Source organism: Streptomyces sp. 1114.5 (genome assembly GCF_003635085.1).
Classification (GTDB): Bacteria; Actinomycetota; Actinomycetes; order Streptomycetales; family Streptomycetaceae; genus Kitasatospora.
Genome location: NZ_RBXE01000002.1, coordinates 650,543 through 666,785, shown reverse-complemented (window position 1 = coordinate 666,785; position 16,243 = coordinate 650,543). Strand labels below are relative to the sequence as shown.

Sequence of the window (16,243 nt, the reverse complement as noted above, 5' to 3'; positions counted from 1 at the left end):
CTTTCCTGTCGTCCGGCCGTTCGAGCCGCCCCGGACCACGCCCCACGCGAAGCTCCCGCCGCCGTCCCGCACCGGCGCGGTGATGCCACGTGCCCGCGGCCCCTCTTCTCCCCTCCTGTCCCCGGAAGGCCCCACCGTGCCCACCTGCCCTGCCCCGGTACGCCGCCTCGACACCGCCGCCGCGGAAGAACTCACCACCACCGCCGCCGAGCTGCTGGCCTTCCACGGTTCCGCGACCAGCCCCGCCCTGCTGGCCGACCTGCCCGTCGTGTGTGCCCGGTTCAGCGAGCCGCTGCGCCGTCAGCTGCGCCCCGTCGACACCGCCGACGGCCTGTTCGTGCTCCGCGGCCTGGACATCGACGACGCCGAGCTCGGCCCCACTCCCGGTCACTGGTCGACCGTCGCCGACGCCGGTGCGGTGTGGGACGTCGCACTCCTGCTGGTTTCCACGCTGATGGGCACCCCGATCGCCTGGGACGGCCAGCAGGACGGCCGGTTCGTGCACAACATCGTTCCCTCCCCCGGCCACGAGAGCGAGCAGACCGGCGCGTCCAGCTCGGTTCTGCTCACCCCGCACACCGAGGACGCCTTCCACCCGGGCCGCGCGCACCTGCTGCTGCTGTGCTGCATGCGCAACCACGACAACATCGCCACCACCGCCGCCAGCGTGCGCCTGACCGAGCTCGCGCAGGCCGACCTGGAGCAGCTGAAGCGGCCCGTCGCACCGGTCCTGCCCGACGACGCCTACGAGCAGGCCCGGAAGTTCGGCGGCCGGCCCGCGCCGGTCCCCACCCTCTTCGACTCGCCCGAGGGCCTGACCATGCGCTACGACCCGGCCTACACCCCGCTGGAGGGAACCGACCAGGCGTGGCGCGAGGCCTACGGGCGCCTCGGCGAGGAGCTGGCCCGCGTCTCGGTCGCGGTGAGCCTGGAGCCGGGTGACGTCCTCGTCGTCGACAACGACATCGTCGTCCACGGACGCGTCCCCTTCCAGGCCCGCTACGACGGCACCGACCGCTGGCTCAAGCGCGCCTCGGTGCGCGTCGAGGACCGCCCCACCCGCCCGCTCGCCGAGCACGACGAACACGGCTACGGCCAGGCCGCCCTCACCGCCTGGGCCGCCTGAACCACCGCCACCGACGCCGCCTCACCACCTCGAAAGGGCCCCCTCATGGACCGGGACGACACCACCCTGCGCGTACTGTCCACCAGCGACCTCGCCGGCCTGGACATCACCCTCGCCGACGTCGTCGACACCGTCGAACAGGCCTACCGCACCCTGGCCGCCGGCCAGTCCGACAACCCCCGCAAGCTCACCGTCAAGCCCGCCGACGGCCACTCCGTCTCCTACGCCATGCTCGGGCGCGACGGCGTGCGCAACGTCGTCGCGATCAAGACCTCGTACAAGCACGGCCTGCACGAGAGCCGCGAGAACCAGCACTACTACACGACGCTGACCATCTACGACGACGTCACCGGCCTGCCCGTGGCGATGATGGACTGCTCCCGCATCGGCTCCCTGCGCACCCCGGCCGTCTCCGCGCTGCTGGCCCGCGAGTGCGCCACCCCCGACGCCTCGACCGCGCTGGTCATCGGCACCGGCACCCAGGGCCGCCTCGCCCTGCCGTTCCTGCTCACCACCCTGCCGAAGCTGGAACGCCTGCTGCTGTCCGGCACCCACCCCGACGGCATCGCCGCCGTCCGCGCCGAACTCGCCCGCCACTTCCCCGACCGCGAGATCGAGCTGGTCACCGACCTCAGGGCCGCCGCCCGCGACGCCGACGTCATCGTCGCCACCGCCGGCGCCCACACCCCGGCCGCCGTCGAGGCCGACTGGCTGAAGCCCGGCGCGGTGTCGATACTCGTCGGCCACGGCCTCGCCCCCTCCACCCTCCACCGCGCGGACCGGGTGATCGCCACCAGCGAGGCCCAGATGCGGGTCACCGGCACCGACATGGCCGACGCGGACGGCAACCTCCCGGCCGTCGACCTGGAGCTGCCCGTCGTCATCTCCGGCGTCTCCAAGGCCCGCACCGCCCCCGAGCAGCGGATCTTCGCCTACAACAGCGGACTCGTCGTCACCGACATCGCACTGGGCCACCGCTTCGCCCAGCTCGCCACCGACCAGAACCTCGGCACCGAGGTGGCCCTGTGGCGCTGACCCTGCCCGCCCACCCCGACCCGCTCGCCGAGCGCCTGCACACCAGCGGCCTGCTCCACGAACTCGCCCACGGCCTCGGCGGCCCCTTCCACTACCTGCTGCCCGAACGCTTCGACGCCAACCTGGCCGACTTCCGCGCCGCCCTCGCCGAGGCCGCCGTCGAAGGCCGCGTCTACTACGCCAAGAAGGCCAACAAGGCCTCGGTCCTCATCGACCGCTGCGCCGCCGCGGGCGCCGGAGTCGACGTCGCCTCGCTCGGCGAGCTGCGCGAGGCCCTGGGACACGGCGTGCGCGGCGAGGACCTCGTCGTCACCGGCCCCGCCAAGTCCGGGCAGCTGCTGGACGTGGCCGTGCGGCAGGGCGCGCTGATCGCCGTCGACGCCCTCGACGAACTGGAGCGCCTCCTCGCCCGCGCGGACCACCGTCCCGCCCGAGTACTGCTGCGCCGCCACCCGCCCTCCCAGCGCCGCAGCCGCTTCGGACTCGACGACGCCCAGCTGCACGAGGCGCTGGGGCGGTGCGCCGAAGCCGGCGACGCCGTCCGGATGGAGGGGTTCAGCTTCCACCTCTCCGGCTACGAGATCCAGGAACGCGCCGACCTCGCCGGCGACCTCGTCGAACTCTGCCTCAAGGCCCGGACGCTGGGCCTGCAGGCGGACCGGATCAGCATCGGCGGCGGCTTCCCCGTCGACTACGTCCCGGCCGACGCCTGGGACACCTTCCTCGCCGAGAACGACGCAGCGCACTACCACGGCCACAAGTCCTTCGCCGCAAGCGACTTCTACCCCTACCACTCCCCCGTCGCAGGCGCCGACGCGCTGCGCGCGATCCTCGCCGCCCGTCCGGGCGGATCGGGGGCGAGCCTGGCAGAGCGCCTGCGCCAGGCCGGGGTGATGCTGCTGCTGGAGCCCGGCCGCGCACTGCTGGACCGGGCGGGATCCTCGGTCTTCCGCATCCAGGGCGTCAAGGACCGCACCGGGTACGGCATCGTCACCGTCGACGGCACCAGCCTCAGCCTGTCCGAGCAGTGGTTCAACAGCGAGTACCTGCCCGAACCCGTCCTGCTGACCCGGGGCGACCGCGAGGACGGCCCGTACGAGGCCTGCGTCGGCGGCGCGAGCTGCCTGGACTCCGACCTGCTGACCTGGCGCAAGGTCCCCTTCCCGGCCCGGCCGGCGGTCGGTGACCTCCTCGTCTACCCCAACACCGCGGGCTACCAGATGGATTCCAACGAATCCCCCTTCCACGAGCTGCCGTTGCCGCCGAAGATCGTCATCGACCACCCCCACGAGAGCAGCCGACCCCGCTGGCGCCTCGACCGCTGACCCTGCCCTGACCGACCGCCCCGTCCGCACTGCCCCACCCCCACGGAGCCACACGCCATGACCGACGCCCTGACCCGCCCCCCGGTGGTCAGCCGGATCTCCGACCTCATCGGCTACACCCCGCTGTTCGAACTCGCCCGAGCCGACAACGGCGCCCGCCTGCTGCTGAAACTGGAGATGTTCAACCCCACCGGCAGCGCGAAGATCCGCATGGCCCGCCAGATGGTCCTCGACGCCGAGGAACGCGGCGAACTGCGCGAGGGCGGCCACATCATCGAGTCCACCTCCGGCAACACCGGCCTCGGCCTGGCCGTCGTCGCCGCCGAGCGCGGCTACCGCTTCACCGCCGTCGTCGACAACCACGCCGCCGCCGACAAACTGCGCGGCATGAGGGCCATGGGCACCGAACTCGTCTACGTCGACGCCGACACCGACGGCGAGGAACTCCACACCGCCGCCCGCGAGGAACTCGCCGAGGACATGGCCCGCGGCAAGGACAACACCTTCTTCACCGAGCAGCACAACAACCCCAGCAACGCCGTCGGCTACTACGCCGTCGGCCGCGAGATCGCCCAGGCCCTCGACAACCGGGTCGACGTGCTGATCGGCGCCGTCGGCACCGGCGGCGGACTGTGCGGCACCGCCAGGGAGTTGAAGAAGAGCGTCCCGGACGTGACCGTCGTCGGCGTCGAGCCCAAGGGCTCCATCGCCTTCGGCCCGCCCGCCCACGACTACTACCAGTCCGGCACCGGCACCCCCGAAGGCGCCACCATCGGCCTGCTCGTCGACTACGACCTCATCGACGAGGGGGTGAAGGTCGGCGACGTCGAGGCCTTCGCCACCGCCCGCGCCGTCGCCCGCCGCACCGGTCTGCTGATCGGCGGCTCCGCGGGCGGCGTCGTGTACGAGGCACTGGACCGGCTGCCCCGGCTCGCTCCCGACACCGTTGTGGTCGCCTTCATCAATGACGGGGGCGAGAAGTACATGGACACCGTCTTCAACGACGACTGGATGACCGCCCGCGACCTCCTCGACCCGGCGGTCGAAGCCGGGATCGACGAGACGCTGACCAAACTCCGCAGGAACTGAGCCTCACCATGCAGCAGTTGACCACCCTCGCCCGCGACGGCCGCGCCCTCGCCGTCCTCGCCGTCCCGCTCGCCCTGACCCAGCTCGCCCAGGTCGCCCTCACCACCACCGACACCGTCATGATGGGCGCCCTCGGCACCGAGGCCCTCGCCGCCGGCGGCCTCGCCCTGGTCGTCTTCAACCAGCTGCGCACCATGGGCGTCGGCCTCGTCACCTCCGTCGGCAACCAGGTCGCGGCCGCCGCCGCCCGAGCCGAACAGGCCGAGCACCCCGACAAGGACACCGAGACCGGCGACAGCGAGGAAGTACGCGCCCTGGTGAGGGCGGCCATGGCCGTCGCCACCCTCGCCGGCCTCGTGGGAGCCGTCCTCATGGTCCTCATCGGGCAGGCCGCCACCTTCCTCGGCCAGGACGCGGACGTCGCCCACCGCGCCCAGGGCATGCTCGCCGCCCTGGCGCCGGGACTGCTGCCCTGCCTCTGGTTCCAGGCGATCCGCCAGTTCACCGTCGGCATGCGCCGACCGCAGGCCCTGCTGCGGATCACCATCGCCTCCGTCGCGATCAACGCCGCACTCAACTGGGTCTTCATCCACGGCACCTGGGGCCTGCCCAAGCTCGGCCTCACCGGCATCGGGGTGGCCACCAGCAGCGTCTACCTGCTCTCCTTCCTCGCCCTCTACGCCTCCGCCCGCCGCGACCCCCAGCTGGCACCCCTGCTCAGCCTGGACTTCTGGCGCGCCGACGCCCCCACCGTGCGCCGCCTGCTCGGCCTCGGCACCCCGATCGCCGCCACCTACGGTTCCGAGGCCGGCTTCTTCTCCGTCACCGCCCTGCTCGCCGGCAGCTTCGGCGCCGCCGCCCTCGCCGCCCACACCGCCGTCAACCAGCTGATCTACATCGTCTTCCAGGTCGCCGTCGGCCTCTCCCACGCCGCCTCCATCAACGTCAGCCGCGAACTCGCCCTCGGCGAGTACACCGCCGCCCGCCGGATCAAGAACACCGCCCTCGCCTGCGGTGCCGTCGTCACCACCCTCGTCGGCATCGCCTACCTCGCCGTCCCCGACCTCGTCCTGCGGCCCTACTTCGCCCCCGACACAGCCACCGACCAGCAGGGCCTGCACATCGCCACCGGCCTCCTCGCCGTCGTCGCCGTGCTCCAGTTCTTCGACTGCGCCCAGAACATCGGCGTCGGCCTGCTCCGCGGCCTCGACGACACCAAGAGCGGCTTCCGCATCACCCTCATCGGCTACTGGCTCGTCGGCCTGCCCGCCGCCTGGCTCCTCGCCTACCCCCTCGGCGGCGAAACCCGCGGCCTGTGGCTCGGCCTGCTCATCGGACTCGCCACCACCGCCGTCCTCCTGCTGCGCCGCTACGGCCTCGCCCTCACCGCCAGGGCAGCCACGGTTCCCGAGCCGGCCGTCACCGGCTGAACCGCGCCTCGCTCCACACCCGGGGGCCGGTCCAGCGCGACCGGACCGGCCCCCACGGCCCGGAGATGGTCGAGGACGCAGTCCGCGCCCTGCTCTCCGGTGTGTCCCACGCCGCCCTCAACGGTTCCGGTGATCTCCGGGAATGCCGTGCTGCAGCTTTCCGAAAGCCCCTCCTGCTCCGTTCCGTGCGCGCTTGAGTGCGGATCGCGGCACGATGAAACGGCCGGACTGTTTCGGGTCGGGACAGGCTCGGAGCCGCTGCGCCCCACGCACGGCCGGTCCTGCGCTACCACCCTTGATCCGGAGGAATGGCGATGTCCCCCCAGCCGTTGGCCGAGCCGTTGCCCGTCTACCTGAACGACCACCCGACCGGGGCGGTCAGCGCCGCCGTCCGTGCCCACCGGCCCGGTACGGACCGGCCTGGCGCCGGCTCGGGCACCTCCCGGTGAACAGCTCCGCGCCCGTGGGCGAGGCGGGCCAGGACCGGATGGCGCGCGAGCTGACCGCGGCGCTTCGAGCGGCCGGGAGCACCGTGGCCGTGGCGGAGTCCCTGACGGGTGGCCTCCTGGCGCTCGTGCTCACCGAGCCGCCCGGGGCGAGCGAGGTGTTCGTCGGCTCTGTCACGGCCTACACCGACGAGGTCAAACACGGTGTTCTGGGTGTCGAGCGTGCCTTGCTGGAGCGGCGCGGTGCGGTCGATGCCGAGGTGGCCCGGCAGATGGCGGACGGTGTGCGGCGACTGATGGGCAGCACGTACGCCCTTTCGACCACCGGAGTGGCCGGCCCGCAGTCGCAGGACGGCAGGCCGGTCGGCACCGTGTTCATCGCGCTTGCCGACGCTGACGGCACGCGCGTCATCTCGCCGAACCTGCACGGTGACCGGTTCGCCATTCAGCAGGAGTGCGTCGCCGAGGCACTGGGCCTTCTGCAGGCCCGTCTGCGTCCCTCGCCCTGACGGCCGGCGCACACCGGACGCCGTCGCCGCACTCGGTCAGTGGCCGAGGGCGTTGGCGAGTTCCTTCTTGTTCATCTTCGAGCGGCCGTGGATGTTCCGCTGCTTGGCCTCGTTGTACAGCTGCTCCTTCGTCGGCCCCTGGGAGCCGGAGTGCGAGCGCTGCCCGCCGCGCCGGGCGGAGGACATGTCGTGAATGGACGAGCGGCTGGCGGTCTTCGACTCACCGTGCCGGGCCCGTTCCTTGTTCACGGTCCGGGCAGCGATCTCCTTCGCCCGCTTCTGGCTCTCTCCGCGCTCCAGCGCGCTGTCCTTGATGTGTTCGTACTGCCGTTCACGCTTCTTGCTCGAACCCGCAGGCATGTTTCCTCCTCTGTGGTGTGCCGCCTCTGCTGTGGGCCGCGTAGTCTGCCTCGACCCCAGGACGCGGCCCGTTCGCAGATTTCCGACACCGTCCGGCGCCCCGGGAGGTGCCCGGCAGGGACCGGGTGGGGCGCTACGCCGAGGCGTTTGCCCGTGTTTCGTCATCCCATGCGCGCCGCAGGCTCCGCCGCCCCGCGCCGACCCGCCCGCACCCCGCCGCGCCCGACTCCCCGACGGCCGGCAAGCTGCTCGCCCCCGGCGTCGGCCTGGTCGACCGGGCCCGCGACCCCACGGCAGCTCGGAGCGGGCCTTACGGCGGTGACCACAATGACCGCCGCCCCCGTCAGCGTGGGCCTGTCGGCCCGGGGGCATGCATCATGAGGACCGGCCGTTACCGCCCTCCTCGCCGCTGTCACCCTTGGTCGCCTGGCGTGCCGCCGTTCGACGTAGTACGACGTGGGGCAGGACGAGCCAGGTCGTGGTGAACCACAGCAGGACGGTGGCGCTGATGATCCATGCGGCGGCCGGGTTGCCGGTCGCCGTGCGCAGCAGGAGCAGCAGGGCGGCGGCGATGGTCAGGGCGAGGGTGACGAGTCCGGTGGCGATGAGGCGGCCGGCGACGTGGATGAGTTCGGGCTTCATGTCGTGGCCGGCGAGGAGGCGGTGGAAGGCCACGGGTGCGATGAGGGCGCCGGTGGCAACGGCGCCCAGGATCACGGTGGCGGTGTAGAGGTTCTTGTCGAAGTCGGGCAGGGCTGCGAAGCGGGGGGTGAAGACGACGCCGATGAGGAAGCCGAAGAGGATCTGTGCACCGGTCTGGCACACGCGCACTTCCTGGAGCATGTCGGACCACAGGCGGTCGGCCCGTTCCTGGGGTGTCTCGTCCCGGCCCGGTGCGCCATTGTTCGTCGTCAACGGATCCCCTCCCGGTTACATGCGGTTCTGGGGGTGGCCGGTCCGGGCGCGGGCGCAGCGCAGGAGTTCCTCGCCGTAGGGCAGGGCGATGAAGGCGGTGACGGCGGGGATCGTCGTCTCGTCACTGGTCATGTCCGCAACCTACGACGAGTTGCCGTCACCCGCCCCGGGCGGGAACCCGGGCAGCCGCCCCGCTTGCGGGATGCCTGACAGTCGGGTGAAAGCGCCTCGCTTCCGGGTGGTGGCCCAGCGACCGGCTCCCCCGCGCGGCCGTGACAGGCCGGGCCGTGGCGGTGCCGTCAGGCCCCGTCAGGCCCCGTCAGGCCCCCTCAGGCCCGGAATGCCGCACGCAGCGCCGGCAGCAGGGTGCTGCCGGCCCAGTCGAGGAACGCGGGCTGGCTGTCGCCGCCGACCTGGACGAGAGCGACCTCGCCGAATCCTGCGTCGGAGAACGGCCGTACCGCTTCGACGAAGTCCTCGACCCGGTCGCCACAGGGGATGGCCTCGGCGACGTCGTCCGGGCGGACGAAGCGGCTCGCGGCGGCGAAGCCCGCGGTCCCGGGAAGTTCGGCGTTGACCTTCCAGCCGCCGCCGAACCAGCGGAACTGCTCGTGGGCCCGCCGTACGGCGGTGTCCCGGTCCGGGTCCCAGCACACCGGCAGCTGGCCCACAGCCGGTTTCCCGGCCCCGCCGTGCTCCGCGAAGCCGGCGACCAGCGCCGGGTCGGGCTCCACGGCGATCACCAGGTCGGCCGAGCGACCCGCCAGTTCGCAGGAGCGCGGCCCCGAGACGGCGATTCCGATCGGTGGCGGCCGGTCGGGAAGGTCCCACAGCCGGGCGCCCTCGACGTCGAAGTGGTGGCCGTGCCATGTGACGTACTCGCCGGCGAACAGCGCCCGGATGATCTGCACGGCCTCGTCGAGCATCTCCTGGCGCACCGCCACCGCCGGCCAGCCCTGGCCGACCACGTGCTCGTTGAGGTTCTCGCCGCTGCCCACGCCGAGCCGGAAACGGCCCTCGGACAGGAGCTGGAGCGTGGCGGCCTTCTGCGCCACCACGACGGGGTGGTAGCGGAAGGTGGGGCAGGTGACGTAGGTCATGAGTGGGATGCGGGAGGTGGCCTGCGCGGCGGCGCCGAGCACCGCCCACGCGTACGGGGCGTGGCCCTGTTCGTCCAGCCAGGGGAAGGAGTGGTCGGAGATCACCGAGAAGTCGAAACCGGCGCCTTCGGCACGTACGACGTCCGCGACCAGATCGCGCGGGCCCCGTTGCTCGGTCATCATCGTGTATCCGATTTTCACCATGGCGCGCGTCTGCCCCGATCACGGCACCCTGCACACCGGCAGGTCCTGATTTCCCGCGATCGCATTCCCCCCCCGCCCGTGACTGCCCGGCCCGGCCGCGTCGGTCCGGTCGCCGTCCCCGGCGCGGGCCACACCCCCGCCCGGAACCGCGACCCGGCGACCGCGGCGAGTGTCCGCATCTCAGGGGCGGCGATGAACGACGCCTGGTCCCCGGTGAGTCCCCGAATCCCGCGCCTCCCCAAGCGGGCCGATCAGCACCGGCGGCCAGGAGTACGGTCCTGGCCGGGGGCGACTCCCGGAGTCCACTCCCGGGCGCGGTTTCGTCCTGGGTGCGGACGAACTCCCCTGCCTCCGAATGGTCCTCTTGATCAAGGCCGGGATCACCGGCGCCATTCATCGGAGGGGTCCTTTCGTGTTCGAGCATGCACCTCACAGCCGCTTCCCGCTCTCCCGCCGGGGCAGCCGACACCGGGCGGTGGCGGTCGTGACCGCCGTGGCCGCCGGGGTCATGACGGCCGGGGCGCTGGCACCGACTGCGGCGTTCGCGGGCGGCAGGCCGGACAGCGTCCAGTCGAGCCTGAACGCGCTGGTGAAGGACGACGACCTGCCCGCCGCGCTGGCCTCCGTCAAGGGCCGCGACGGCCGCACCCGCACCTACACCGCCGGCGTCGGCGACCTCGCCACCGGGGCCAAGGTCCCCGTCGACGGGCAGATCCGGATCGGCAGCAACACCAAGACCTTCACCGCCGTCGTCGTCCTCCAGCTCGTCGCCGAAGGAAAGATCGGCCTTGACGCGCCCGTCGACACCTACCTCCCCGGCCTGCTGCGCGGCGACGGCATCGACGGACGCCACATCACCGTCCGTCAGCTGCTCCAGCACACCAGCGGCCTGCCCGACTACATGAGCGCCCCCGCGCTCTCGGACTTCACCACGATCCAGCACCGCTACTTCGAGCCCCGCGACCTCCTCGACGGCGCCCTCGCCCAGAAGGCCGTCTTCCCCCCGGGCACCAGCTGGGCGTACAGCAACACCAACTACATCGTCGCCGGACTCCTCATCCAGAAGGTCACCGGGCGGCCCGTCAGCGAGGAGATCACCAAGCGCGTCATCGACCGGATCGGCCTGCGCCACACCTACTTCCCCACCCCGGGGGACACGACCATCCACGAGGCCCACCCGCACGGCTATTACCGCAGCGCGCCGGACGCACCCCCGATCGACTACACCGAGATGGACTCCTCGATGGCCTGGGCGTCGGGGGCGGTCGTCTCCACCAACACCGACCTCAACTCGTTCTTCACCGCGCTCGTCGGCGGCCGGCTCCTGCCCGCGGCGCAGCTCGCCGAGATGCGCACCACCGTCCCCGCCGAGCTCCTGGGCCCGGGGGTCCGCTACGGGCTGGGTCTGCAGAGCAAGCCGCTCTCCTGTGGCGGCCTCCTCTGGGGCCACGGCGGGACCACCCCGGGCTACCGCTCCCGCGGCGGGGTCACCGAGGACGGCCGCGCCGCCACCATCACAGTCACCACCATCCCGGACGAGGCCGCCGCGCAGCACATGGCGGACGCCCTGGACGCGGCCCTCTGCCGCTGACCCGCCCACGGCGGACAACCGACCGGGCTCGACCATCGACCCCACCAGGACACGAGCCCGGTGGGGGTCGCTGGCCAGGCCCGGCTCAACTCCCCCCACCCCCAGCCCACTTCGATCCCGCTTCAGCCCGCCGGGTTCGTGGACCGGGCCTCCACCAGGCCCGACTCGTACGCCGCGATCACCGCCTGAGCCCGGTCGCGGACGCTCAGCTTGGCGAAGATGCTGGTGATGTAGTTCTTGACCGTGGAGACGCTGATGCCCATCGCCGACGCGATCTCGGCGTTGTCGAGGCCGGTGGCCAGCAGGTGCCACACCTCGATCTCGCGGGGCGTCAGTTCACCCGGATCGGACACCGGCACCGACGGCGGCGACTGCGGCCGGCGGGGCGTGGTGACGTAGGTGGAGATCAGCCGGGTGAGCAGGCGCGGCGCCACCGCCGCCTCCCCGGTGTGTACGGTGCGCACGGCCGCCGAGAGCTCCTCCGGGGAGACGTCCTTGGGGAGGAACCCGGAGGCGCCGGCGCGCAGGGCGGCCACCACGTACTCGTCCATGTCGAAGGTGCTCAGCGCCAGGACCCGGCATGCGGGCAGCTCCCGCGTGATCCGCTCGGTCGCCTGGACGCCATCGAGGACCGGCATCCGGATGTCCATCACCACGACGTGCGGCCGGTGCCGGTGCGCGAGGTCGACCGCTTGCTGCCCGTCGTCCGCCTCCGCCACCACCTCGAACGCCGGGTCCGGTGCCAGGATCAGGGCCAGGCCCCGCCGCACCAGCGGCTGGTCGTCCGCGATCAGCACCCTGATCCGCTCCGGGGTTCCCGTCATCCGAGCCGGTCCTCTCCGTCGGGCGGCGCCGTCGGCAGGCCGGCCACCACCCGGAAGCCACCACCGTCGACGCCGCCGGCCACCATGCTGCCGCCCTGCAGCGCGACGCGTTCGCGCATGCCGATCAGACCGTACCCGGTGCGGCCCGCCCGCGGTCCGGCCGCACCGCCCGTCCCCGTCAGGGTGCCCACCCGGGCATCGGTCGGCGCGGCGGAGCCGTTGTCGGACACCTCGACGGTGACCCGGTCCGGGTGGTAGGTCAGGTGAACCCGCGCCCGGGCCCGACCGCCGGCGTGCTTGCGGGTGTTGGTGAGGGACTCCTGGACGATCCGGAACACCGCCAGGCTGGTGCTCGGCGGCAGTGGACGCTCCTGCCCCAGGACGGCGAACTCCGTGGGCAGACCGGCCCTGCGGGACTCCTCGACGAGCCCTGCGAGGTCCCCGACGCCGGGCTGCGGCGCGGACGGCGCCCCGGCCCCTGCCGCCTCCTCCGGCACGTCGCCGGCCCGGAGTACGTCGAGCAGCTGGCGCATCTCGCGCAGCGCCATCCGCCCGGAGCCCTCCAGCGTGACCAGGGCGTCGCGCACCACCTCGGTGTCACCCCCGAGGTTCGCTCGGGCACCACCGGCCATCAGCTGCATGGTGGTGATGTGGTGGGCCACGATGTCATGCAACTCCCGTGCGATGCGGCGCCGTTCCTGCGCCACCGCGCGGTCGGCCAGCAGACTGCGCCTGACCTCCATCTCGTGCTGCCAACGCCTCAGAACCTCGGCCGCGACGATGACCAGCGCCGCAGCGAGCACGTTGGCCGCCACGTCCGCCGCCGGAGGGGGCAGCGGATGCCCCCGGCCCAGCAGTGGCACGCCGGCCGCCACCAGGGCGGCCGGCGCCGCCACCGCGATGCCGCTGGAGCGGGCCACAGCGAACAGCGCGACGCACAGGGTGGCGTTGAAGTGGTTCGGCACCGGCACGCGCAGGTTCAGTGCCAGGCCGAGGACCAGCACACCGGCCAGTGACGCCAGCGGGTAGCGGCGCCTGGCGAGCAGCGGCATGGCCGCCAGTACGAGCATGACCAGCGCGGTCAGGGCGATCGGCTGGCTTCCGTCCGGACTGCCGATCGAATAGCCGAGGAGGTCCAGGACGGCCGCCCCGACGGCCACCAGCGCGTCACTGGCCGTCCAGGGCAGGCCGTCGGCTCTCGGCGGCGGCACGGGCCGGTGGGGCGTCGACATGCTGGTGCTGGTCCTTTCCGTGGCCGGTCGGCACTGGCCTTCGCCGGTTCACCGCGGCCGCATCTCGGAGTCGGGTGCCGTTCCGGCAACGGCCTGCGGCCCCCGCCCGGGGGAGCCTCCGCGGTCCATCCTCGCAGCGGCTCCCGGCCCCGGGCAGGCACCCCGGACCGATCCCTGACCAGGCCCCTGGTCCTGGTCAGGACCGTGTGCCGGGCCCTGGTCCCGACGGCGTTCTCCTCCCCCGCTCGGACGAGAAGGCCCGGTACCCCGTGATGGCCTGGAGACGTGCCGGAACTCCCGGTTACAGCACCACAACCGGAGGACAGCGTGATCCGTGCCCTGACCGGATTCTCCACCAGGAATCCGTGGAAGGTGATCGCCGCGTGGGCGGTCCTGGGAATGCTCCTGACCATCCTGAGCCAGACCTTGATCTACCGGGTGACCCAGACGCAGACGGCCGACTTCCTACCCAAGAGCTACGACTCGGCCGCCGCCATGGCGATCGCCCACGACCGGTTCGGGGCGAAGCCCGATGCCAACCCGGTGACCGTCCTGGTCGCACGGACCGACGGCCGGGCACTGACTCCCACCGACCGGGAGCAGATCGACGCCGGGGCGAAGCGGCTGAGCAGCCTCAGGGTCGCCATGCCCAAGCCCAAGGACGAGGCGCTCCTTCAGCGGGACTACTCGCAGATCCCCCAGGTCAGCCCGGCCATGGCGGCACCTGACGGGACCTTCGAGCTGCTCTCCGCCAACCTCACCGGAAACCCCGCCGACCCGGGCCTGGAGAACACCTTCCGGGCGTTCCGGGACAACGCCCGGGCGGAGTTCGCCGCCCAGGGCCTGCGAACCGGCTTCACCGGCGCACTCGCCGACCAGGTCGACTCCGCCGACGACGGGAAGACCCTCGCAACCATCGCCTCCGCCTGCGCCGTCGCCCTGATCGTGCTGCTCCATGTCCTGGTGTTCCGCAGCGTCCTCGCCGCCCTGCTGCCGCTGGTCTCGGTGGCCCTCATCAGCGGCGTGGCCGGCGGCGCGGTCGTGGGCACCGCGCTGCTCACCGGCATCAAGCTCGACCCCTCCGTACCGAGCCTCATCGGCGTGGTACTCCTGGGCATCGGCATCGACTACTTCCTGTTCCTGATGTTCCGCTTCCGCGAGCAGTTGCGGGCCCGACCCGATCGCCACCACCGCACCACCGCCGCCGAGGTCAGTCAGAAGGTCGGCACCGCGGTCACCTCGGCCGCACTGACCATCGTCGCCGCCTTCGCCACCCTCGGGATCGCCGGCTTCGGCCAGTTCCGGGTGCTCGGCCCGGCCGTCGCGGTCTCGGTCCTGGTCATGCTGCTGGCCAGTCTCACCCTGATGCCCGCCGTGCTCGCGGCCTGCGGACGCAAACTCTTCTGGCCCTCACGTGCCCTCGACGCCGAACCCCGCGCCGGCACCGCAGCCCGATTCGCCGGCCTGCTGGCCCGCCGCCCGCTGACCGTGGTCCTCGCCTCGCTCGCCCTCCTGGGCGCCCTGGCCGGCGGGCTGGCCGGGATCAGGATGGACTACGGCGTGGGCGGCGGCCCACGCACCGCGTCCCAGACCACCGCCCTCGAAATCGCCCATGCCCTGCCCGCCGGCGTGGCGGACCCGACCAGCGTCTACGTCGAAACCAAGAACGCCGGCCCCCTCTCCGCCGGCGCACTGGACGGCCTGGCCCAGCGCCTCACCCGGGTCGCCGGCGTCGGCCAGGTGGCCAAGCCGGTCCTGAGCGAGAACCGGCAGGCCGCACGGATCGACCTGTTCCTCACCGAGGACCCGCAGTCCCAGCGGGCCCGCGACCTGGTCTCCGGCCCGATCCGCGAAGCCGTCGCCCAGAGCACCCCCGCCGACCTGGCCGCGCACGTCGGCGGCACCCCGGCCGTCTTCGCCGACGTCTCCACCGCCGTCGGGCGCGACCTTCGGCTGGTCTTCCCGGTCGCGGCGGCACTGATCGGGGTGATCCTCCTCCTGCTGCTGCGCAGCCTGCTGGCACCAGTGGTCCTGATGCTCTCCGTCGGCCTCGGCTTCGCGGCCACCCTCGGCGCGGCCGCCCTGCTGTTCCAGCACGCCATGGACAAGCCGGGCGTCAACTTCACGCTGCCCCTGGTCCTGTTCCTGTTCGTGGTCGCGCTCGGCACCGACTACAACATCCTGATCAGCGACCGGATCCGGGAGGAGATGGAACATCCCGGGCCGCCCCGGGCAGCAGTCGCGCGCGCCCTGCGGCACACCGCGCCGGCCATCGCGACGGCGGGCCTCGTCCTGGCCGGCTCCTTCGCCAGCCTCGCGGTGACCCCGCAACCCTCCACCCAGCAGATCGGCTTCGCCACCGCGCTCGGCATCCTGCTCTCCGCGTTCCTGCTGTCCATCGTGCTGGTGCCCGCCCTGGCCGCGATCCTCGGCCGCAGCCTGTGGTGGCCCCTGCGCCCCGGACGCACGACCACCCGACCCACCGACCGGCACCGCACGGACCCCCCGCACGCACGGCAGTCGCCGCCCCGGCCCCAGTGGCCCGCGCCGCAGGAGGAACACGGCGCCGCCCCCTCCCGGGCCCGACGGAGCCATCACTCCTAGAACGCGGCCGGCTCGGAAGACGACACCGGACGCAGCCACCGCAGTGCCTCGGAGAAGCCGCTGGTCCGTGTGGTGGCATCCGCCAGATCCGCCGGCAGGCGCGAACCAGCGTGGTTAACGCCCCCGGGCCCGTCAGCGCTGACGGGCCCGGGGTCGGGGCGAGACCGGGTGGTGTGCACGCGGAAAGTGCCTTCCCGCTGGTACGACGGAGACCTTGGACAGGCCTCATCGTCCCAGCTCAGAAGGCACTTCTGCTTTTCCGGTCGTGATCCGGACGCACCTCGAAGTGAAACGCGCGGGCCAGTGGTGCTCCGGGAACGGGGTGTCGGCCGATCTGGCGGCCCGGCCGACAGGCGGCGCCACCTGGCCGGTCGGCACAGATCGTTCTCGGGGTGGAGCCGAGAACGGCGTGGTCGGGCTCCCCGCATCCGACGGCGGTCGCGGACAAGGCGA

The 16,243-nt window shown here is 72.6% G+C and carries 14 protein-coding genes and 1 pseudogene; 10 read left to right on the top strand and 5 right to left on the bottom strand.

Annotated features, from left to right (window positions below; genetic code table 11):
- Nucleotides 1-136 precede the first annotated feature (136 nt).
- From BX285_RS26395 to BX285_RS26370, 7 genes are all read left to right on the top strand, one after another.
- Entirely contained in the window at nucleotides 137-1,126 is a 990-nt protein-coding gene (locus BX285_RS26395; RefSeq protein WP_121178411.1) for a TauD/TfdA family dioxygenase, read from the top strand.
- A gap of 45 nt (nucleotides 1,127-1,171) precedes the next feature.
- On the top strand, nucleotides 1,172-2,161 hold the full coding sequence (locus tag BX285_RS26390) for an ornithine cyclodeaminase family protein (RefSeq protein ID WP_121178410.1): 990 nt from the start codon (nucleotides 1,172-1,174) through the stop codon (nucleotides 2,159-2,161).
- Complete coding sequence (locus BX285_RS26385) at nucleotides 2,152-3,486, top strand: Y4yA family PLP-dependent enzyme (protein ID WP_121178409.1); 1,335 nt, start codon at nucleotides 2,152-2,154, stop codon at nucleotides 3,484-3,486. Before BX285_RS26390 ends, BX285_RS26385 begins: the two co-directional genes overlap by 10 nt.
- Before the next feature lie 57 nt (nucleotides 3,487-3,543).
- Entirely contained in the window at nucleotides 3,544-4,575 is a 1,032-nt protein-coding gene (locus BX285_RS26380) for a cysteine synthase family protein (RefSeq protein ID WP_121178408.1), read from the top strand.
- 8 nt (nucleotides 4,576-4,583) lie between these two features.
- Complete coding sequence (locus BX285_RS26375; protein ID WP_121178407.1) at nucleotides 4,584-6,005, top strand: MATE family efflux transporter; 1,422 nt, start codon at nucleotides 4,584-4,586, stop codon at nucleotides 6,003-6,005.
- A 314-nt stretch (nucleotides 6,006-6,319) separates the two neighbouring features.
- Nucleotides 6,320-6,454: a hypothetical protein gene (locus BX285_RS38685; protein ID WP_259470798.1), complete on the top strand. Its 135-nt coding sequence runs from the start codon at nucleotides 6,320-6,322 to the stop codon at nucleotides 6,452-6,454.
- Nucleotides 6,455-6,492: 38 nt separating this feature from the next.
- Nucleotides 6,493-6,960, top strand: coding sequence for a CinA family protein (locus BX285_RS26370; RefSeq protein ID WP_121179025.1), 468 nt, complete (start codon nucleotides 6,493-6,495; stop codon nucleotides 6,958-6,960).
- Between the two features lie 36 nt (nucleotides 6,961-6,996).
- On the opposite strand, the gene BX285_RS26365 is transcribed toward BX285_RS26370, so the two are convergent.
- Complete coding sequence (locus tag BX285_RS26365; protein WP_121178406.1) at nucleotides 6,997-7,320, bottom strand: plasmid stabilization protein; 324 nt, start codon at nucleotides 7,318-7,320, stop codon at nucleotides 6,997-6,999.
- A gap of 176 nt (nucleotides 7,321-7,496) precedes the next feature.
- On the opposite strand from BX285_RS26365, the pseudogene BX285_RS38680 reads away from it, so the two are divergent.
- Nucleotides 7,497-7,622: pseudogene (locus BX285_RS38680) on the top strand (hemerythrin domain-containing protein); the annotation flags it as partial.
- A gap of 73 nt (nucleotides 7,623-7,695) precedes the next feature.
- Here the strand turns inward: BX285_RS38680 and BX285_RS26355 are convergent.
- Both BX285_RS26355 and BX285_RS26350 read right to left on the bottom strand, forming a co-directional pair.
- Nucleotides 7,696-8,235 (bottom strand): DUF6328 family protein, encoded by a 540-nt coding sequence (locus tag BX285_RS26355; RefSeq protein WP_121178405.1) that lies wholly within the window; start codon nucleotides 8,233-8,235, stop codon nucleotides 7,696-7,698.
- Nucleotides 8,236-8,564: 329 nt separating this feature from the next.
- Nucleotides 8,565-9,539 carry an LLM class F420-dependent oxidoreductase gene (locus BX285_RS26350; RefSeq protein ID WP_097235636.1) on the bottom strand — a complete coding sequence of 325 codons (975 nt, stop codon included), beginning with the start codon at nucleotides 9,537-9,539 and terminating at the stop codon, nucleotides 8,565-8,567.
- A 412-nt stretch (nucleotides 9,540-9,951) separates the two neighbouring features.
- Between BX285_RS26350 and BX285_RS26345 the strand changes: the two genes are divergently transcribed.
- Nucleotides 9,952-11,130 (top strand): serine hydrolase, encoded by a 1,179-nt coding sequence (locus BX285_RS26345; protein WP_373560465.1) that lies wholly within the window; start codon nucleotides 9,952-9,954, stop codon nucleotides 11,128-11,130.
- A 122-nt stretch (nucleotides 11,131-11,252) separates the two neighbouring features.
- Here the strand turns inward: BX285_RS26345 and BX285_RS26340 are convergent, their stop codons facing one another.
- Nucleotides 11,253-11,954: a response regulator transcription factor gene (locus BX285_RS26340; protein WP_121178404.1), complete on the bottom strand. Its 702-nt coding sequence runs from the start codon at nucleotides 11,952-11,954 to the stop codon at nucleotides 11,253-11,255.
- On the bottom strand, nucleotides 11,951-13,186 hold the full coding sequence (locus BX285_RS26335; RefSeq protein WP_097235639.1) for a sensor histidine kinase: 1,236 nt from the start codon (nucleotides 13,184-13,186) through the stop codon (nucleotides 11,951-11,953). The genes BX285_RS26340 and BX285_RS26335 overlap by 4 nt, the downstream gene beginning before the upstream one ends.
- A 327-nt stretch (nucleotides 13,187-13,513) precedes the next feature.
- Between BX285_RS26335 and BX285_RS26330 the strand changes: the two genes are divergently transcribed.
- On the top strand, nucleotides 13,514-15,790 hold the full coding sequence (locus tag BX285_RS26330) for an MMPL family transporter (protein WP_097235640.1): 2,277 nt from the start codon (nucleotides 13,514-13,516) through the stop codon (nucleotides 15,788-15,790).
- Nucleotides 15,791-16,243 lie beyond the last annotated feature (453 nt).

Bases quoted from the DNA above. Each gene is read 5' to 3' on its own strand.
- BX285_RS26375 (WP_121178407.1), top strand. From the start codon at position 4,584: ATGCAGCAGTTGACCACCCTCGCCCGCGACGGCCGCGCCCTCGCCGTC.
- BX285_RS26365 (WP_121178406.1), bottom strand. From the start codon at position 7,320: ATGCCTGCGGGTTCGAGCAAGAAGCGTGAACGGCAGTACGAACACATC.
- BX285_RS26340 (WP_121178404.1), bottom strand. From the start codon at position 11,954: ATGACGGGAACCCCGGAGCGGATCAGGGTGCTGATCGCGGACGACCAG.
- BX285_RS26370 (WP_121179025.1), top strand. From the start codon at position 6,493: ATGGCGCGCGAGCTGACCGCGGCGCTTCGAGCGGCCGGGAGCACCGTG.
- BX285_RS26380 (WP_121178408.1), top strand. From the start codon at position 3,544: ATGACCGACGCCCTGACCCGCCCCCCGGTGGTCAGCCGGATCTCCGAC.
- BX285_RS26350 (WP_097235636.1), bottom strand. From the start codon at position 9,539: ATGGTGAAAATCGGATACACGATGATGACCGAGCAACGGGGCCCGCGC.
- BX285_RS38685 (WP_259470798.1), top strand. From the start codon at position 6,320: ATGTCCCCCCAGCCGTTGGCCGAGCCGTTGCCCGTCTACCTGAACGAC.
- BX285_RS26335 (WP_097235639.1), bottom strand. From the start codon at position 13,186: ATGTCGACGCCCCACCGGCCCGTGCCGCCGCCGAGAGCCGACGGCCTG.
- BX285_RS26390 (WP_121178410.1), top strand. From the start codon at position 1,172: ATGGACCGGGACGACACCACCCTGCGCGTACTGTCCACCAGCGACCTC.